Source organism: Burkholderiales bacterium, from assembly GCA_015075645.1.
GTDB lineage: Bacteria > Pseudomonadota > Gammaproteobacteria > Burkholderiales > Casimicrobiaceae > VBCG01.
In genome coordinates this window covers 11,894-28,042 of sequence record JABTUF010000010.1, presented here as the reverse complement: position 1 = coordinate 28,042, position 16,149 = coordinate 11,894, and the positions used below count along the sequence as shown (strand labels likewise).

Annotated in this window: 19 protein-coding genes; 8 read left to right on the top strand and 11 right to left on the bottom strand. The window is 69.1% G+C overall.

The features are described from left to right. The 4 genes from HS109_20465 to HS109_20450 all read right to left on the bottom strand — a co-directional run. Positions 1 to 456: hypothetical protein (locus HS109_20465; GenBank protein MBE7524722.1), on the bottom strand; the 456-nt coding region annotated here is incomplete at its 3' end. A 39-nt stretch (positions 457 to 495) separates the two neighbouring features. Then, complete coding sequence (locus tag HS109_20460) at positions 496 to 858, bottom strand: hypothetical protein (protein ID MBE7524721.1); 363 nt, start codon at positions 856 to 858, stop codon at positions 496 to 498. After that, positions 837 to 1,226, bottom strand: coding sequence for a hypothetical protein (locus tag HS109_20455; GenBank protein ID MBE7524720.1), 390 nt, complete (start codon positions 1,224 to 1,226; stop codon positions 837 to 839). The genes HS109_20460 and HS109_20455 overlap by 22 nt, the downstream gene beginning before the upstream one ends. Then, positions 1,214 to 1,639, bottom strand: coding sequence for a hypothetical protein (locus HS109_20450; GenBank protein ID MBE7524719.1), 426 nt, complete (start codon positions 1,637 to 1,639; stop codon positions 1,214 to 1,216). Before HS109_20450 ends, HS109_20455 begins: the two co-directional genes overlap by 13 nt. A 149-nt stretch (positions 1,640 to 1,788) precedes the next feature. On the opposite strand from HS109_20450, the gene HS109_20445 reads away from it, so the two are divergent. The 5 genes from HS109_20445 to HS109_20425 all read left to right on the top strand — a co-directional run bounded on the left by HS109_20445 (position 1,789) and on the right by HS109_20425 (position 5,185). After that, positions 1,789 to 2,151 (top strand): IS66 family insertion sequence element accessory protein TnpB, encoded by a 363-nt coding sequence (locus tag HS109_20445; GenBank protein MBE7524718.1) that lies wholly within the window; start codon positions 1,789 to 1,791, stop codon positions 2,149 to 2,151. Further along, positions 2,151 to 2,510, top strand: a complete 360-nt coding sequence (gene tnpB, locus HS109_20440; protein ID MBE7524717.1) for an IS66 family insertion sequence element accessory protein TnpB — start codon at positions 2,151 to 2,153, stop codon at positions 2,508 to 2,510. The genes HS109_20445 and tnpB overlap by 1 nt, the downstream gene beginning before the upstream one ends. Before the next feature lie 30 nt (positions 2,511 to 2,540). Continuing rightward, positions 2,541 to 3,065 (top strand): hypothetical protein, encoded by a 525-nt coding sequence (locus HS109_20435; GenBank protein ID MBE7524716.1) that lies wholly within the window; start codon positions 2,541 to 2,543, stop codon positions 3,063 to 3,065. A gap of 23 nt (positions 3,066 to 3,088) precedes the next feature. After that, the gene (locus tag HS109_20430; GenBank protein ID MBE7524715.1) at positions 3,089 to 4,249 is read left to right on the top strand and encodes an anaerobic sulfatase maturase; all 1,161 of its coding nucleotides are present in this window, start codon (positions 3,089 to 3,091) and stop codon (positions 4,247 to 4,249) included. A gap of 168 nt (positions 4,250 to 4,417) precedes the next feature. After that, complete coding sequence (locus tag HS109_20425; protein MBE7524714.1) at positions 4,418 to 5,185, top strand: class I SAM-dependent methyltransferase; 768 nt, start codon at positions 4,418 to 4,420, stop codon at positions 5,183 to 5,185. 8 nt (positions 5,186 to 5,193) lie between these two features. Here the strand turns inward: HS109_20425 and HS109_20420 are convergent, their stop codons facing one another. The 5 genes from HS109_20420 to HS109_20400 all read right to left on the bottom strand — a co-directional run bounded on the left by HS109_20420 (position 5,194) and on the right by HS109_20400 (position 11,071). Continuing rightward, on the bottom strand, positions 5,194 to 6,339 hold the full coding sequence (locus tag HS109_20420) for a hypothetical protein (protein ID MBE7524713.1): 1,146 nt from the start codon (positions 6,337 to 6,339) through the stop codon (positions 5,194 to 5,196). A gap of 146 nt (positions 6,340 to 6,485) precedes the next feature. Further along, a complete protein-coding gene (gene asnB, locus HS109_20415) occupies positions 6,486 to 8,390 on the bottom strand; it encodes an asparagine synthase (glutamine-hydrolyzing) (GenBank protein MBE7524712.1) in 1,905 nt (634 codons plus the stop codon). An 11-nt stretch (positions 8,391 to 8,401) separates the two neighbouring features. Further along, a complete protein-coding gene (locus HS109_20410) occupies positions 8,402 to 9,538 on the bottom strand; it encodes a hypothetical protein (protein MBE7524711.1) in 1,137 nt (378 codons plus the stop codon). Between the two features lie 11 nt (positions 9,539 to 9,549). After that, positions 9,550 to 10,191, bottom strand: coding sequence for a GNAT family N-acetyltransferase (locus HS109_20405; GenBank protein ID MBE7524710.1), 642 nt, complete (start codon positions 10,189 to 10,191; stop codon positions 9,550 to 9,552). A gap of 70 nt (positions 10,192 to 10,261) precedes the next feature. Then, positions 10,262 to 11,071: a class I SAM-dependent methyltransferase gene (locus tag HS109_20400; GenBank protein MBE7524709.1), complete on the bottom strand. Its 810-nt coding sequence runs from the start codon at positions 11,069 to 11,071 to the stop codon at positions 10,262 to 10,264. 166 nt (positions 11,072 to 11,237) lie between these two features. On the opposite strand from HS109_20400, the gene HS109_20395 reads away from it, so the two are divergent. After that, the gene (locus HS109_20395; protein ID MBE7524708.1) at positions 11,238 to 11,906 is read left to right on the top strand and encodes a dienelactone hydrolase family protein; all 669 of its coding nucleotides are present in this window, start codon (positions 11,238 to 11,240) and stop codon (positions 11,904 to 11,906) included. 85 nt (positions 11,907 to 11,991) lie between these two features. On the opposite strand, the gene HS109_20390 is transcribed toward HS109_20395, so the two are convergent. Together HS109_20390 and HS109_20385 are read right to left on the bottom strand one after the other, a co-directional pair. Continuing rightward, on the bottom strand, positions 11,992 to 12,456 hold the full coding sequence (locus HS109_20390) for a hypothetical protein (protein ID MBE7524707.1): 465 nt from the start codon (positions 12,454 to 12,456) through the stop codon (positions 11,992 to 11,994). An 8-nt stretch (positions 12,457 to 12,464) separates the two neighbouring features. Continuing rightward, positions 12,465 to 13,991: a DUF853 family protein gene (locus HS109_20385; protein ID MBE7524706.1), complete on the bottom strand. Its 1,527-nt coding sequence runs from the start codon at positions 13,989 to 13,991 to the stop codon at positions 12,465 to 12,467. Between the two features lie 186 nt (positions 13,992 to 14,177). Here HS109_20385 and rimP point away from each other — a divergent pair, with 186 nt between their 5' ends. Together rimP and nusA are read left to right on the top strand one after the other, a co-directional pair. After that, complete coding sequence (gene rimP, locus HS109_20380) at positions 14,178 to 14,630, top strand: ribosome maturation factor RimP (GenBank protein MBE7524705.1); 453 nt, start codon at positions 14,178 to 14,180, stop codon at positions 14,628 to 14,630. Next, positions 14,627 to 16,141 (top strand): transcription termination/antitermination protein NusA, encoded by a 1,515-nt coding sequence (gene nusA / locus HS109_20375; GenBank protein MBE7524704.1) that lies wholly within the window; start codon positions 14,627 to 14,629, stop codon positions 16,139 to 16,141. Before rimP ends, nusA begins: the two co-directional genes overlap by 4 nt. Positions 16,142 to 16,149 lie beyond the last annotated feature (8 nt).

Below are 16,149 nucleotides of genomic sequence, written 5' to 3'. Positions count from 1 at the left end.
GCCGGCCGGCTTGGTCGCGCTGCTCTTGCGGCCCGCCGCGTCGTAGCCGAGCGTGGTGGTGGCGTAGGTCGCGTCGATGAACGCCTTGCTCCTGCGCCTCACCTCGCGTTGGAGTTCGTCGTGGTAGACCTCGACCTCCCCTCCCCCCGACGCCTTCTGCCGCTGCCGGTACTTCTCGTTGCCGACGATGCCGGCCGTCTCCACCGCGCTGAACGTCTCGCCGACCTTCTGGTTCGCCTGGTTGAAACTGCGCTCCCCGTACACCCGCCCGAAACCGTCCACGAGCTTCGTCGTGTAGACGCCGTTCGCATCCGTCACCTTGGTCGCGATCCCGAAGCGCGGGTCGACCACCCGCGCCTCGGAGAGCACCACCGGGTTGAGCGTCGAGGTCGGGTAGGTGGTCGACGTGGCGAACCGCCCACGGCTGTCGTAGCCCGTCGTCGTCGTGCGCGTCACCAATCGAGTCTAAGCTCCATTGGTTCCCGCAAACGCTGTCTACTCCTCGCGCGCGCCGGAAGATTTGGTTGTCCTGTAGTAGCCTGTTTGAAGGTCCGAGAATTCAATCCGATCCGCCCGCGCAAGGTCAAGAATCGGCTGCAGGTCTACCCTAGCAACTTCAATCTCATAGATATTTCCAGCTTTATCCGCGAAGGCGGTGACGAACACAACGTGTCCATCCGAGTCCCAATATCGCCCCTGAACAGGGAGAGGGTGGCCACGACGAATCGAGATACCATCACTCAACTGAACCACAATGGAGCTTCCGTCTTCTGCACTAATCGTGGTTGCTCGTGCGGTCGGCGATAAGCGGAATGAGCTTCGTTCGATTGCAGTTGCTAAAAAGTGTTCCGGAAGCATCGACCAAGATCCAAGTCGAAGCAAAGCTCCTTACCGCCCGTCAACGTCTTTGATGGAACGACAAACCAGAGACCGGGCTGGGCAGAGTGCCCTGGGATGCCAAAGCGGAACGCGGTAAAGGTCACGCCGGTGTTACTTGGCTGCTGCTCGTATGTCCATTCGCCGCGGTCGGACCATACGAGCGTGCCGTTCTCATACAGACTGTTGGTGTATTTGCCGTCGTCACCGATGACCACTACTTCCCTTACGCTTCCAAGGACGAACTCGTAAGTGCCAAGCACTTCCGTCTTCTCGAGCGGTCGCGCGCACGCCCCAACAAGCGGCACAAGAAGCAGGTACAGGACCACATTTCTCATCACGGCCGCCAAGGCTCCGTCCACCAATAGGTCTGACGCATATTGCCCGCCGGCGCCAACGTGGTCCGCTCCCAGGCAGGAGCAATTCCGTACGCGAAGGACCTGAAGCTTGAGTTGTTGTTCAAAACGAACATCAGGTCGGAACCGCCTTTAACGGGGAAGATGTCCACGCGATAGCTGCCTACAAACTGTTGCGTCGGAGAACTGGTCGTAAACAGGTCGAAGACGCCGAAGCTGGCCGCGTAGTTCGTTACTGGTTGCAACGAGTCATACGAGCCACGGGCAATAGCCGCGGCATTCTTGCTGTAAAAGAATGCACGCGCATCGATTACACCTGGGGCGTCCATCATATCTACGACTTGAATCGACCCGGGACCAAAGACTCGCGTGTTGGACCCTTGACCTGTTGCCCAGTCGTAGGTCATGGCGGCCGCATCTTTGAACGCGTTCCAACAGCCGCCTTGGACATGGCTGCAGTGGTTAAATAGTAAGCGCTCGCCCAGCGGCGTTCTTCACTGTCTCTGACGTGCCGTGAATACTCGATCCCGTTGGCAACCACGAACGGGGATCGGTGATGGGCGAAGGAACGAAGGCGGTATCGGTGGAGGTCAGAGGCAAGTCTTGGCAACGCCACGGCGAGCAGGCGTGGCGCACGATGATCGAGCGACAGCGGGCGAGCGGCATGAGCATCCTGGCCTTCTGCGAACGGGAGGGCGTGAGCCGCTCGAGCTTTGGACGTTGGCGTTCGTTGCTCGCAAGACGCGCGACCGGTGCGCAGCGCCTTGAGGAGTGCACTGTCGGCGAACACGCGGCGGTCGCGGCGCCGCGTAGTGGATTCGTCGACGCCGGAATGCTGCGCATGGGTGGCGTGTCCGAGCCCGTCGAGATGCGCCTGGAACTGGGAGGCGGAATCGTGGTGACGATCCGTCGTGGCTGATGTTCTTCCCCGAGGGCACGGTGCGCGTGCACGTCTACGGGCAGCCCGTGGATATGCGCAAATCGTTCGACGGACTGTACGCGCTGACCCGTCACGCGCTGGGACTCGATCCACTGTCGGGCGCCCTGTTCGTGTTCATCAACCGGCGCGGTTCTCAGGTCAAGGTGCTGTACTGGGACCGCAGTGGATTTTGCATCTGGGGCAAGCGTCTGGAGCGTGGTTGCTTCGTGTCGGACTGGTCGCAGATGAAGAGTTGCGAGATCGACTGGACGCAGTTCAAGCTGATGCTCGAAGGCTTCGTTGTAACGCGACAACGACTGCGCTACAACGTGGCGAGAATCACGCGCGAGGCCGCATGAGCACACGGTCTTTCCGCTATCATCGTAGTCATGTCGACACCGACCGCGCTGCACGCCGCTACTCTCGACGAGGTGGCGCACTGGTCGGCGCAGGAAGTGCTCGACACGCTGCGCAGCAGCGAAGAGCGCAACGCCCGGTTGCAACGCGACGTGGAGTCGCTCAAGCAGCAGCTCGAGCGGTTTCGCCGGCAGATCTTCGGCAGTACCAGCGAGCGGCGCATCGTGGCGTCCGACGCCTTGCAACTGCACTTGGGCGAGCTGCTGCCGCTGCCCGAGTCCGCACCGGCAGGGCCGACCAAGTCGGTACCCGCGCATACGCGACGAGTGCCACGGAGCGACTTGGCCGCCACCGGCCACGACGAGTCGAGCCTGTTCTTCGACGAGTCCCGGATGCCGGTCATCGTGATCTCGTACAGCCCGTTCCATGCGCTGGCGGAGCTGCACGGGGCCGCGGCAGCGCCGTCGCGGACATCGCGCGCCCTGAGGCGCGGGTCGCCGCTCCTGTCCGCGCTCGACCTGAGGACGCATCCGTCGATGACATCGGGGCAGGGATGAGCGATTCCGAATCGACCGCCGGGATGCGACGCCCGCTCCGGTTCCACGTCATGGCCAAGCCCGCGTCGGCGGCCTGCAATCTCCGCTGCAACTACTGCTACTACAGCCACCGTGCTGGAGCAACGCCCGCCCGACGCATGCACGGTGACGTGCTCGGGGCCTACGTGCGCCAGGTGCTCGAGGCGCAGCGCGGTGCCTCCGAAGTGAGCTTCAGCTGGCAGGGCGGCGAGCCGACGCTGGCGGGGCTCGAGTTCTTTCGCGAAGCGATCACGCTGCAGGAGCGATTTCGCGAGCCGGGCTGCGTGGTCCACAACGCGCTTCAGACCAACGGTACGTTGATCGATCGCGAATGGGCGACGTTCCTCGCCGAGCACCGCTTCCTGGTCGGGCTGTCGATCGACGGGCCGGCGCACCTGCACGATCCGCTGCGCCGCGGCCGGGATGGGCGCGCGAGCCATGCGCGCGTCATGCGCGCGCTGCGCACGCTGCAGAACGCGGCGGTCGAGGTCAACACGCTCACGGTAGTGCATGCACGCAACTGGCGGCATGGCCGCGAGGTGTACCGGTTCCTGCGCCGCGAGGGTCTGCGTCACATGCAGTTCATTCCGCTCGTCGAGCGGTTGTGCGCCGACGGCACCTTCGCACCGCCGCCGCCGCTCGAACGGCGCGTCTCGATTTCGCCATGGACGCCGCCACCGGACGGCTACGGCCGCTTCCTGTGCGCCGTCTTCGACGATTGGTTCGATGCCGATGTCGGCAGCGTCTTCGTCCAGGCGTTCGAGGAGTACGCCGCGGCGCTCGCCGGAATGCCGCCGAGCCTGTGCACGCACGGCGCCGACTGCTCGTCCACGCCGATCGTGGAGTCGAACGGCGATGTCTACAGTTGCGACCACTACGCCTACCCGGCGTGGCGGCTGGGAAATCTGATCGACACGCCGGTCGGCGAACTGATCGGGTCAGAACGGCAACGCGCGTTCGGCCGCGCCAAGCGCGACCCGCTCGCCGCCGACTGCCTCGCCTGCCCGTTTCTCGCGGCCTGTGTCGGCGGATGCCCGAAACACCGTTTCGTGCCGTCGGCCGACGGCACGCCGATGTCGTATCTGTGTCCTTCCTACAGGCGGTTCTTCGCCCACGCGGCGTCGCGTCTGGCGCCGCTCGCGCGGGCAGCGGTACGCGGGATGTGACGTCGACGCGGAGTCGTCGTACCTGTTACCCTGCGTCGCTCGGGGTCCGTTTGCGGCGCCAGCGTGCGTCGGGATCCGGCTTCGGACCGAGGCGGCCTGCGTCGAAGCGAAAGGCGACCGACTGAAGTCGGACCTGCGACCGAGTGCCGTCGGTACTACAATCCCGGCATGAACCCGGTCCCGGCCCTTCGCGACCTCTACGCATCGCACACCGGCAAGGTGTCCGACAAGTGGTCGCTCTACCTCGATGTCTACGACGCGGCGTTCAGCCGATTCCGCGACCGGCCGATCGCGTTCGCCGAGATCGGCGTCCAGAACGGCGGATCGCTCGAACTCTGGGCGCGGTACTTCGCGCAGGCGACGATCGTCCTGGGCTGCGACATCGATCCGAAGTGCGGCGCGCTCGCGTTCGACGACCCGCGTATCGCGGTCATCGTCGGCGACGTCAACACCGAACCGACATACCGCGCCATCCTGTCGCGCGCGCCGCTGTTCGACGTCTTCATCGACGACGGCTCCCACACCTCGCGCGACATCATCACCACGTTCTGCAACTATTTCCGCCACGTGAGGGCTGGCGGCATCTACGCGATCGAGGACCTGCACTGCTCCTACATGAAGGGCTGGGGCGGAGGCGCCGATCACCCCGACACCTCGATGGAGTTCCTGAAGCGCCTCGCCGACTGGGTGAACCTGCCGTGGTGGCAGGCGGACCGCGCGCCGGCGTCGCTGCTCGCCCCGTTCTTCCCGGCCGGGGCCGGCCCGGACCCCGCGCCGTTCCGCGCGATCCGCTCGGTCGCGTTCCTCGATTCGATGTGCCTGATCGAGAAGCGTACGGCGACGGAGGTCCCCGGCGTCGGTGCGCGGGTGATCGTCGGCGACGAGGCGGCGGTGTCGGCCGGTCCCCTCGAATTCAGACGCGCCAGCCGCGGCTAGCGCACGACTCACGGCGGACCGCGGCCCGCCTTCCAGCCGCGCTCGAGCATCGGGCACGACGCGCACGAGACGGTGCGGACGCTGCAGGTCTCGATGTCGCAGCGGACCTCGCGCCCGGCGAGGATCAGGGGGATCCGTTCGAGTTTCTCGGTGTCGCGCCCCTTGATCAGGACGACGTCGCCGGGCTGGACCATGGCGGCAACGAGTTCGGCGGCGCGCCGCGGCGAGTGCGCGGCGTGGATGATCTGTTCCGGTGCCATCCCGGCCGCGATGGCGCCGGGACGATACTTCTCGTGGCAGTGACCGCAGATGACGAACCGGTCCGCGACGCGGCCGACGCGTCCCGCGATCCGGCGGTAGGCGCGCCATTGCGGCCCGACCGGCTCCGAGATGCCCCCGAGCACCACGATCCGCCTCCCGGGGACCGCTTCGAGGAGATCGAGGGCAGCGTCGATCGATTCGGTCGTTGACTTGAACTCGTCGCGCAGCAGGAACGCGCCGCCGGGAAGCGGCACGGGCTCCATGCGCGCCCCCGAGGGCGGCAACGCGCCGATGCGTTCGATCGCGACTTCGGGCGCTATGCCCTCGAGTGCCGCCACGGCGAACGCCGCGAGCGCCGGGTAGACCATGTGCCGCCCGAGCAGGCGCATTGTGGCGTCGTGCGAACGGCCGGACGCGACGATGCGAAAGCGCATCCCCCGGGGCCAGTCGAGCGCGAGGTCTTCCGCGCGAATGTCGCAGTGCGCGCCGAAGCCGAACGTCACGACGCGCGCGCGCGACTCTCCCGCCATCCACATCACGTTCGGGTCGTCGCCGTTCAGCACCGCGACGCCGCCGGGACCGAGCGCGCGCACCATCCACGCCTTCTCGTCCCGTGTGACGTCGAGCGTGCCGAGGCTGCGATGGTGTTCGCTCGCGATCGACGTGACGACGGTGACGTCGGGGCGGACCACCGCCGCGTACGGGCGCATCTGGCCCTTGTCGCCGATGCCGACCTCGATCGCCGCATGCCGCTGGCCCGGGCGGATCGAGACGACGGACCGGACGACTGCGTCCCAGGCGTTGAAATGGCGCTCGTTCGGCGGGAGCGCGAGCGAGGCGGTGATCGCGCGGCGGGTCGACGTCTTGCCGAGCGATCCGACGACCGCGATCACGCGCGTGGAGCGTGCGAGGGTTCGACGATGCAGCCATGCGATGCGGGAAGCGACCGGCCACGAACGGTAGCCGATGCCCTCGCGGATCCGGGCCCGGCCGAGGGGCGACAGGGACAGATGCGGCACGTCGCGGAGACGGTAGTGCTTCAGGCGGCCCCCCAGGCGCGCGACGTGCGGAACAGGCGATCCCACAGTTCGATCGTCAGCACCGCCGAGATGGCCTGGCCGCAGTCCTCGACTCCGGCGCGGTGGCGCGCGACCATGTCGTCGACCGCTTCGGGAACGAAGTAGCCGGACGCCCGCAGCGAGGACGCGGAAAGCGCCTCGCGCGCGAACTCCGGCAGCGGGCCGCGCAGCCAACGTTCGACCGGCACCCGCATCGCGAACTTGGGCCGGGTCGCGATCTCGCGCGGCAGCACGCCCGCCATCGCGTCGCGCAGCACGCGCTTCTCGATGCCGCCGCGCAGCTTCACGCGCGGAGGAATGCGCGCGCAGAACTCGACCAGCTCGTGGTCGAGGAACGGCACGCGTGCCTCGATCGAGTGGGCCATCGACGCGCGGTCGAGGCTCACGATCACGCCTTCGCCGAGCCGGTGCTTGAGGTCGAGGTACTGCATCTGCGCGAACGGATGCCAGCGCTCGAAGTCATGCGGCAGCGGCGGCTCGCCCGCGTCCACGGCCTCGCGCCGTTGCATCGCGGCAGCCGCTTCCGGCGACACGATCCGCTCGGCGATGCGCTGCGAAGGCAGGTGGCTGACGCTGCGCGAGTAGCGCTCGAGTCCCATCTCGCGCGGACCGGCGATCGTGTACGCGGCCCCCGGCCAGCGATGCGCGACGGCGGGCACGCGCGACAGCGCGCGGCGGAGGGTTCGCGGCAGCAGGAACACCGGCGCGAGCCGACGGAGCGTCGGGTACCACGAATAGCCGCCGAGCGTCTCGTCGGAGCCTTCGCCGGTCAGCACGACCTTCACCCGCGCCGAGGACGCGCGCGCCACGCGATGCTGTCCGATGCCGGTGGTCGCGAGGATCGAGCCTTCGCTCGCGCGGACGGCGTCGGGCATCGAAGCGAAGTCGGCGGCACCGGTGACGACGGCATGTCCGTCGAGCCGGTACTCAGGCCACGCGTCGAGCGCCCGCGCGCCGGCGAGTTCGTCGTCGCGCGGATCGTCGACGCGCATCGTGAACGTCGGCATGCGCCCGTCCACGAAGCGCGACGCCAGCGCGGCGACGGCGCTCGAGTCGATGCCGCCGGACAGCCACGCGCCGATCGGAACCTCGCCCTGCAGGTGCGAACGCACGGCCGCTTCGAGCCGATCGCGCAACTCGACTGACCAGTCCTCCGCCGTGCGACGATGGTCGTAGGCGTCGCGCGCGGGGAACGCCGCATCCCAGTACCGCCGCCTCTCCACGCGCCCGGACGACCACGACAGCAGGTGGCCTGCAGGCAGCGAGCGGATCGCCGCGACGAGCGTGCGCGGCGATCGTACGCGCCCGTGCGTGAGCAACTGGCGCATCGCAACGAAGTCGGGCTCGACGTCGATTTCGTCCGACGCCAGGATCGCCTTCTGCTCGGAGCCGAACAGGAGCGCGTCTCGCGCGATGGCGTAGTGGAGCGGCTTGATGCCGAACCGGTCGCGCGCCAGGAGCAGGCGCGAGCGTTTCGCGTCCCAGATCGCGAGGGCGAACATCCCGTGCAGCGCGTCGACGAACGCGTCGCCGGCCTCCTCGTAGAGGTGGACGATCACCTCGACGTCGGAGGCGGTGGCGAAACGATGGCCGGCGGCCGACAACCGCGCGCGAAGCCGGGCATGGTTGTAGATTTCGCCGTTGCAGACCACCGCGACGCTCCGGTCTTCGTTGAAGATCGGCTGGTCGCCGGTGGCGAGATCGACGATGGCGAGGCGCCGGAATCCGAGTCCGACGCCGGGCCCGCCGTGGAAGCCTTCGCCGTCCGGGCCCCGATGACGCAGGCTCGCGGTCATCCGGCGAAGCCCGACGCGATCGACCTGACGCAGAGGATCGCTGAACGCGACGCCGGCGATGCCGCACAAGGCAGCGACCCTCAGATCGACCCGGACCGCGCAGCGGCGAGCAGGGCGCGCGGGCTCGCGCCGTCGTCCGGCGGGGTGGTCGCCGCGTCGCCGCCTGCACTCGGGTGCGCGGGGCGGCCCACACTCGTGGCGAGGATGGTCCGGCCCAGCCCCGGCATTCGCATGGGCCCGAGGTCGGTTGCGGTTGCGGCGACACCGACCACCGAAAGGCCGCCGTCGTCGCGGAAGATGAGCGGCAGGCGCTGGAGCAGCGACGAGACCGCCGGGGTGAGCCGGTTCCAATGGACGAGCGTCGTCGCCACGACGTCGATGCGATCGTAGAGTTCCGCGCCCCACTTGCGCTTGTAGCGCGTGACGCCGTCGAGCGGCGAGGGCCGGCTGCCGCGCAGGTCGACTGCGAGGCAGCCCTTGGCCCGCGCGTGCTCGACGAGTTGCGCGTAGCAAGCGGCGATGGCCCCTTCCCGGACCAGCGCCTGGTCGCCCTGCCGCACGCCCAGCGCCACGGCGTCGACGACACGATGGCGCAGGTCGAACAGCATGCCGGCGATGCGCTCTTCGCCTCGCACGATCCAGAGGATGCCGCCGCGCCGGAACGGGCGGCGCATTCGCCGCGCGCTCTTGACCATGGCGTCCTCGCGATGACGTTGCAGGAGGAGCGGAAGATAGTAGTCGCGATGGAACGCGGCGAGATCTCCCGCCTGCCGGGAGATCTCGGCGGACCACGACGATCGTCGCAGCTTGCGGAAGTCGTCCGCGAGGCTGTGGTTCCGCCGCGCGATCGCCTCGAGGTCGAAAGGTGCGACGAGGCGCGTTCCCACCCAGTCGGGCACCGGCAGCCAGTCGTCGTCGAATCCCAGTGCGCGGGCCGAGGTGCGCGCGACACGGGCAATCGCGAGATCGGCGGATGCGCCGTGCCGCCGCATCGTCCGCGCGAGCCGCCACGCGGGTACGTGGCCGAGCGGCTCGCGCGCGGGCGGCGCGGCGAAGAAGTGCTCGACGATCCACCCGACCCGCGGCAATGCCCCCGCGACGACCACCGACGCGGCTTCGCCGGTCTCGCGCGCGCACCCACGCAACATCGTGACCGGCAGGTACAGGTCGGCGAGCGGCCGCAGCCACGCGGTCAGCGGAGTTCCGCGCGATCGCACCGGCGCGACCGTCACAGCGGTCCGCTCCGCCACGGCCGCCGGAACGACCGCTGCCACGGTCCCACGCGCACCGAGCCGACGATCGCCACCGGGCGGAAGCCGCTCTTCGCGTGCGCGCGGAGCGCCGACACGTTCTCGGGAATGGTGAGGCGGATCGCGCGCCGGCAGCCCCGGTCGCGAAAGACCCTGAGCTGGTGCAGGCACAGGATGTGCGCGTAGGCGTGCCCGCGGTGGTCCGCGTGCGTCCAGGCGTCGGTCATGTAGACGTCGCCCGGTTCCATCGGAACCGCCATGCGGATGTAGTTCGACGGGCGCGGATGCTCGGTGGCCCAACACGACGAGACGATCTCCCCATGGCGTCGCAGCACGTGGCATTGCGCGCCGTCGGCGAAGAGCGCGGCCACGGCGTCGCGCTCGCTGCCCGTGCGGTACGCGAGGTACTCGTCGAGGCGGTCCGCGCCGATCTGCGCGAACTCGACGCCGTCGACCTTCGGACCATCGGGGATCGGCTCGTCGAGGGGACGTTCGAGCAGTGCGGTACGCCGGTAGCCGAGTTCGGCGATGAGCTTCATCGCGAACGTGCGCGGGCGCTCGTGCCGCAGCGAGCCGAGCGCGCGCTTCCAGGCGCTGCCGCTGGGGTAGTAGGACCTCATCGGGCGGAACGCCGATCTCGCGCGCTTCGGCGCCGATCGGGTTCGGGCATCGACCGGCCGGCACGGGCAGTCATGGCTTCCTCGCGAGCATCGCGACGTAGTGCCCGGTGAGAAAGCGCGTGGGCGCCCGGGCGAGCCCCTCCCAGCGCGCGAGCCGCTTCAGCAACTGGACGCGGCTGGCCGGCGAGTCCCGGCGCTCGACCGCGCGCGCGCGCCGGACCGCGAGCGCCCGCGGGCAGTGCAAGACTGCGGCGGATTCGAGCACGTCGAAACGGGCGTCGCGAAGCATGCGCGAGAGTCCGCGCGGGCCGACGGTGGCGCCCGCGGGATAGTCGACGAGCCCGAGCCGCTTCAGCAGCCGATGCGGCAGCGCATTGCGCAGCGCCACGCCGGGATGCCGCAGGTTGTCCATCGTGATGACGAGGTGCGCGCCGGATCTCATCGTCCTGTGAAGCCCGCGCAGGGCGACCAGGATCTCGCCGCGCGTCGCGAAATGATCGAGCGTGGAGTTCGACACGACGACGTCGAAGACCTCGTCGGCGAACGGCAGGCGTCGCACGTCCGCCGCGACGGCGTGGAGCGCGCCATGACCGGCGCGAGCCGCGCGCAGCACCGAAGGAGCGACGTCGATCGCGAACACGTCGAGCCCGCGCGAGGCGAGCAGCCCATCGAGCCCCGCGCCCATCGCCTCGTCGAAGAGGTCGGTCTTGAGTGCGCGGCCGCCGCCGCGCGGCAGCCAGCGGTCGACGATCGCGCCGTTGACCGCGTCGCTGTGCTCGCGCCACACCCGGCCGGTCGGCGCGTCGATGAGCGGACGGAGGTCGATGTCCCAGCGTGCGTGCCCCCGGGTGGATCGCGATTCCGAATGCCAGGCAGACATCCTCGTCATTCCGTTCGGCCGGTCGTCTCGAGACCTCGATCGCAGGCTTATAGCGCAAGTCCGGCTCGCCGTGTGCGGCGGGTGGGGCGCAGTCGGGCAGGGTTTGCCCCGGGGCGCCGGATGGCCTATCGTCTCACCGGTCGAGGCAACGGAAGGTCGGTGCGCCATGGGTCACTGGGTCGAACTCGCCGCAGCGGACGGCGCGCGCATCGCTGCGTGGCGCTCGGAACCCTCGGCCAAGCCGCGCGGAGGGCTCGTGGTCGTCCAGGAGATCTTCGGCGTCAACCGCCACATCCGGGCCGTGTGCGACGGCTTTGCCGCCGATGGCTACCTCGCGATCGCGCCGGCGCTGTTCGACCGCATCCGGCCCGGCGTCGAACTCGGCTACACCGGAGACGACGTCGCGCAGGGCCGCGATTTCAAGGCGCGCTCGCCGATCGAGTCCGCGCTCGCCGACGTGGCGGCGGCGCGAGACGTCGCCGCCGCCGCCGGCAAGGTCGGGATCGTCGGGTATTGCTGGGGCGGCTACGTGGCGTGGATGAGCGCCGCGCGGCTCACGGGCTTCGCGTGCGCGATCCCGTATTACGGCGGCGGGATGCTGGAAGCGGTCGGCGAGAAGCCGCGCTGTCCGGTGCTCGCCCATTTCGGCGAGCAGGATCCGCACATTCCCGTCGAGGGCGTGCGGAAGTTCGCCGCCGCGCATCCGGCCGCGAAAGTCGAGATCTACGCGGCGAATCACGGCTTCAACTGCGACCACCGCGGAAGCCACCATCCGCAGGCCGCGGCGCTCGCCCGCGAGCGCACGCTCGCGTTCCTGCGCGAGTACGTCGGTTAGCGTCGCGCGGGGCGCCGGAGCCGTCTGCGCCGCCCTGACACGTCCGCGAGGCGAAGCGCGCCGTCCCGCCGCCGCGCCGGGCGTTCTACTTCGCCTGGAAGCGCACCCGCATGACCTTCCTGTCGTACTCGGCCTCGGTCGCCATCGTGATCTCGGTGCCGTCGGCCGCATAGACCTTCCCGCCGCTCTTGCGGCAAATGCTGCGTTCGTACTGGCAGGGGCCCATCTCGGGATGGCGGCGGCAGAGCGAGCCGACCTTCGGGTCGAACGCGATCGCGGTCAGCGTGACCTGCGTTGCCGGACCGCTCGCGCACACATAGATCGCTCCGGCGGGGAAGGTCGCCGGGTCGAGCTTCGAGTTCGCGGGGCTCGCGCTCGACTGTGCGGAAGCGCCCGGCTCGGCGGCGGGCGCGGTCGCGGGCGGAACGGGAATGCGCGCGACCGGCGCGTTCGCGACCTCCGCGGGCGGCGTGATGGGCAGCGGCTCGCGCGACGGACTGCCGCAGGCCGCGAACGTTGCGGCGGCGACGAATGCGAGTGCAAGCCGCATCGCGCGCGTCATCGCTTGCGGCCCCCCCCGAGGAGCGAGCCCAGCACGCCGCGCGTGATCTCGCGCGCGATCGACGAGCCCATCGTGCGCGCGGCGCTCTTCGCGACCAGGTCGACCATGCCGTCGCGCCGCCCGCCGCGCGGTCCGGTCGAGCCGAACAGGATGTCGGAGAGTCCGCCGAGGACGCCACCGCCCGCCGGGGGGGACGCGGGCTGCCCGACCGGTGCTTCGCCCGCGGCGGGTGTGCCCGCGGCGGTGCCCATGCGCGCCTTCAGCATCTCGTAGGCCGATTCGCGATCGACGGCCCGGTCGTAGGTGCCGGCGACGACCGAGCCGGCGATCAACTTCGCGCGCTCGTCGGCGGTGATCGGGCCGATGCGCGAGCCGGGCGCGAACATCCACGCGCGCTCGGTGACGCCGGGCGAACCCTTGGCGTCGAGGAACGACACCAGCGCTTCGCCGGTCGCGAGTTCGAGGATCGCCTTGCCGATGTCGAGCTTCGGATTCGGCCGCATCGTGTCGGCGACCGACTTGACCGCCTTCTGGTCGCGTGGCGTGAACGCGCGGAGCGCATGCTGGATACGGTTGCCGAGCTGGCCCAGCACCTTGTCGGGCACGTCGAGCGGATTCTGGGTGACGAAGAACACGCCGACGCCCTTGCTGCGGATGAGCCGCACGACCTGCTCGATCTTGTCCTGCAGCGCGGGCGGCGCCTCGGCGAACAGGAGGTGCGCCTCGTCGAAGAAGAACACGAGCTTCGGCTTGTCGCGGTCGCCGACTTCCGGCAGGTTCTCGTAGAGGTCGGCGAGGAGCCACAGGAGGAAGCTCGCGTACAGGCGCGGCGCCGTCATCAGCTTGTCGGCGGCGATGATGTTGACGAGGCCCCGACCCTTCGCATCGGTCTGGATCAGGTCGTCGACGTTCAGCATCGGCTCGCCGAAGAACTTGTCGCCGCCCTGTTCCTCGAGTTGCAGCAGTCCGCGCTGGATCGCCCCGATCGAGGCGGGCGAGACGTTGCCGTACTGCGTCTTGATCTGCGCCGCGTTGTCCCCGACGTACTGGAGCACCGCGCGCAGGTCCTTGAGATCGAGCAGCGGCAGCTTGCCGTCGTCGGCGACCTTGAAGGTGAGCGCGAGGACGCCTTCCTGGGTTTCGTTCAGGTTGAGCAGGCGGGCGAACAGGAGCGGCCCCATGTCCGAGACCGTGGTGCGGACCGGGTGGCCCTGCTCGCCCCAGACGTCCCACAGCGTGACCGGCGACTCCCCCCAGGTGGGCTCCGGGAGCCCGAGCTTGTCCAGCCGATCCTCGAGCTTGGGCGACAGGGAACCGGGGAAGGCGATCCCGGTCAGGTCGCCCTTCACGTCGGCCATGAACGTCGGCACGCCGATGCGCGAGAAGTGCTCGGCCAGGACCTGCAGCGAGATGGTCTTGCCGGTGCCGGTGGCGCCGGTGATGAGCCCGTGCCGGTTGGACATCGCGGGCAGGATCGCAAGCTCGGTGTCGCCGGCTTTCGCGACGACCAGCGGGTCGGCCATGGGAACCTCTCGGGTCGGGGAGTCGACCGCGAGTGTAGCAATGCCGGTTTCGGGACGGGTGACCGCCCGACCGGAGTGCCGCAGTACTGTCCAACAGGCCGGTTTTGGGGTAGAATCTGCCCCCGTTGGCGGGAGAAATGGGCTGGGCACAGCCCATTTTTTTTTGCCGGCGCAGGATCCTCACGCATGGCGACGAACCTGGCCGAACTGCTCGCGCGCACCGTGCCCCCGCTGGGGTACGAGCTGGTGGACTGGGAGAGCTCTCCCAAGGGCCGGCTCGTGCGCGTGTTCATCGACAAGGCGGGGGGGGTCGACGTCGAGGATTGCGCGAAGCTCTCGCAGCACCTGACGCGGCTCTTCGCGGTCGAGAACGTCGACTACGACCGGCTGGAAGTGAGTTCGCCGGGGCTCGACCGGCCGCTCAAGACGGCGGCGGACTACGAGCGATTCCGCGGCCACGAGGCGAGCCTCGTCCTGCGCGAGAAGCGCAACGGCAGCCGCAAGCTCCGCGGGGTGCTGGCGGGACTCGACGGCGCCGACGCGCTCGTGGAAACGGACGCCGGGACGGTGCGCGTGCCGCTCGACGGCATCGAGCGCGCGCGGCTGGTGCCGAAGATCGAATGGAGAAAAGGACGATGAACAGCGGGAAGGAAGTGTTGCTGCTGGTGGATGCGCTGTCGCGGGAGAAGAACGTCCCGAAGGAGACGGTGTTCCTCGCGCTCGAGATGGCGCTCGCGTCCGCGACCAAGAAGCAGTTCCCGAACGACGTCGACGTGCGCGTCGCGATCGACCGGGAAACCGGCGAGTACTCGGCGTTCCGCCGCTGGACGGTGGTGCCCGACGAGGAGCACGAGGAGCCGTCGCGCCAGATCGCGATCACCGACGCGCCGGAGCGGGGCGAGAACCTGCAGCTGGGCGACGTCGTCGAAGAGCCGCTGGAGGCGATGGCGGTCGGTCGCATCGGCGCGCAGGCCGCGAAGCAGGTCATCCTGCAGAAGATCCGCGACGCCGAGCGCGAGCAGATCCTGAACGACTTCCTCGAACGCGAGGACAACCTGCTGACCGGGACGGTGAAGCGCATCGAGCGCGGCAACGCGATCGTCGAGTCGGGGCGCATCGAGGGCGTGATCCCGCGCGACCAGATGATCCAGAAGGAGATGCTGCGCGTCGGCGATCGCGTGCGCGCCTACGTGATGAAGATCGACCGCGTCGCGAAGGGCCCGCAGCTCATCCTCTCGCGCGTCGCGCCGGAGTTCATCGCCCGCCTGTTCGAGCTCGAAGTGCCCGAGATCGAGGAGGGTCTCATCGAGATCAAGGCGGCCGCGCGCGACCCCGGCATCCGGGCGAAGATCGCGGTCAAGTCGAACGACCCGCGCCTCGACCCGCAGGGCACCTGCATCGGCATGCGCGGCTCGCGCGTGACCGCGGTGACCAACGAGCTCGCCGGCGAGCGCGTCGACATCGTGCTGTGGTCCGACGACCCGGCGAAGCTCGTCGTGAACGCGCTCGCGCCCGCAGAGGTGCAGAGCATCGTCGTCGACGAGGACAAGCACTCGATGGACGTCGTCGTCGACGAGGAGAATCTCGCGATCGCGATCGGGCGGCTGGGCCAGAACGTGCGGCTCGCCTCGGAGCTCACCGGCTGGCACCTGAACCTGATGAGCGTCGAGGAGTCGCAGAGCAAGCGCGAGGAGGAGACCACGCGCGTGCGCGCCCAGTTCATGGAGAAGCTCGACGTCGACGAGGAGGTCGCCGACATCCTCGTGGCCGAGGGGTTCACGACGCTGGAGGAGGTCGCCTACGTCCCGATGCAGGAGATGATGGAGATCGAGGCGTTCGACGAGGACACGGTGAACGAGCTTCGCAGCCGCGCCCGCAACGCGCTCCTGACCGAGGCGATCGTGCGCGAGGAGAGCGTCGAGAACGTCGACGAGGCGCTCCTGTCGCTCGAGGGCATGGACACCGAGATCGCGTCGAAGCTCGCCGCAGCGGGCATCACGACCCGCGACGGGCTGGCCGACCTCGCCGGCGACGAACTGGTCGAGATCACCGGCATCGACGAGGCACGGGCGCAGGCGCTGATCATGAAGGCGCGCGCGCACTGGTTCGACACGCCTGCCGACGCGGCGAGCGCCGCGACCGCGCACTGAGAGGCGCG

What these genes read in the sequence shown, in the direction of transcription:
- HS109_20460 (MBE7524721.1), bottom strand. Translation starts at nt 858, where the DNA reads ATGCTTCCGGAACACTTTTTAGCAACTGCAATCGAACGAAGCTCATTC.
- HS109_20450 (MBE7524719.1), bottom strand. Translation starts at nt 1,639, where the DNA reads ATGACCTACGACTGGGCAACAGGTCAAGGGTCCAACACGCGAGTCTTT.
- HS109_20445 (MBE7524718.1), top strand. Translation starts at nt 1,789, where the DNA reads ATGGGCGAAGGAACGAAGGCGGTATCGGTGGAGGTCAGAGGCAAGTCT.
- tnpB (MBE7524717.1), top strand. Translation starts at nt 2,151, where the DNA reads ATGTTCTTCCCCGAGGGCACGGTGCGCGTGCACGTCTACGGGCAGCCC.
- HS109_20435 (MBE7524716.1), top strand. Translation starts at nt 2,541, where the DNA reads ATGTCGACACCGACCGCGCTGCACGCCGCTACTCTCGACGAGGTGGCG.
- HS109_20430 (MBE7524715.1), top strand. Translation starts at nt 3,089, where the DNA reads ATGCGACGCCCGCTCCGGTTCCACGTCATGGCCAAGCCCGCGTCGGCG.
- HS109_20425 (MBE7524714.1), top strand. Translation starts at nt 4,418, where the DNA reads ATGAACCCGGTCCCGGCCCTTCGCGACCTCTACGCATCGCACACCGGC.
- HS109_20405 (MBE7524710.1), bottom strand. Translation starts at nt 10,191, where the DNA reads ATGAGGTCCTACTACCCCAGCGGCAGCGCCTGGAAGCGCGCGCTCGGC.
- HS109_20400 (MBE7524709.1), bottom strand. Translation starts at nt 11,071, where the DNA reads ATGTCTGCCTGGCATTCGGAATCGCGATCCACCCGGGGGCACGCACGC.
- HS109_20395 (MBE7524708.1), top strand. Translation starts at nt 11,238, where the DNA reads ATGGGTCACTGGGTCGAACTCGCCGCAGCGGACGGCGCGCGCATCGCT.
- HS109_20390 (MBE7524707.1), bottom strand. Translation starts at nt 12,456, where the DNA reads ATGCGGCTTGCACTCGCATTCGTCGCCGCCGCAACGTTCGCGGCCTGC.
- HS109_20385 (MBE7524706.1), bottom strand. Translation starts at nt 13,991, where the DNA reads ATGGCCGACCCGCTGGTCGTCGCGAAAGCCGGCGACACCGAGCTTGCG.
- rimP (MBE7524705.1), top strand. Translation starts at nt 14,178, where the DNA reads ATGGCGACGAACCTGGCCGAACTGCTCGCGCGCACCGTGCCCCCGCTG.
- nusA (MBE7524704.1), top strand. Translation starts at nt 14,627, where the DNA reads ATGAACAGCGGGAAGGAAGTGTTGCTGCTGGTGGATGCGCTGTCGCGG.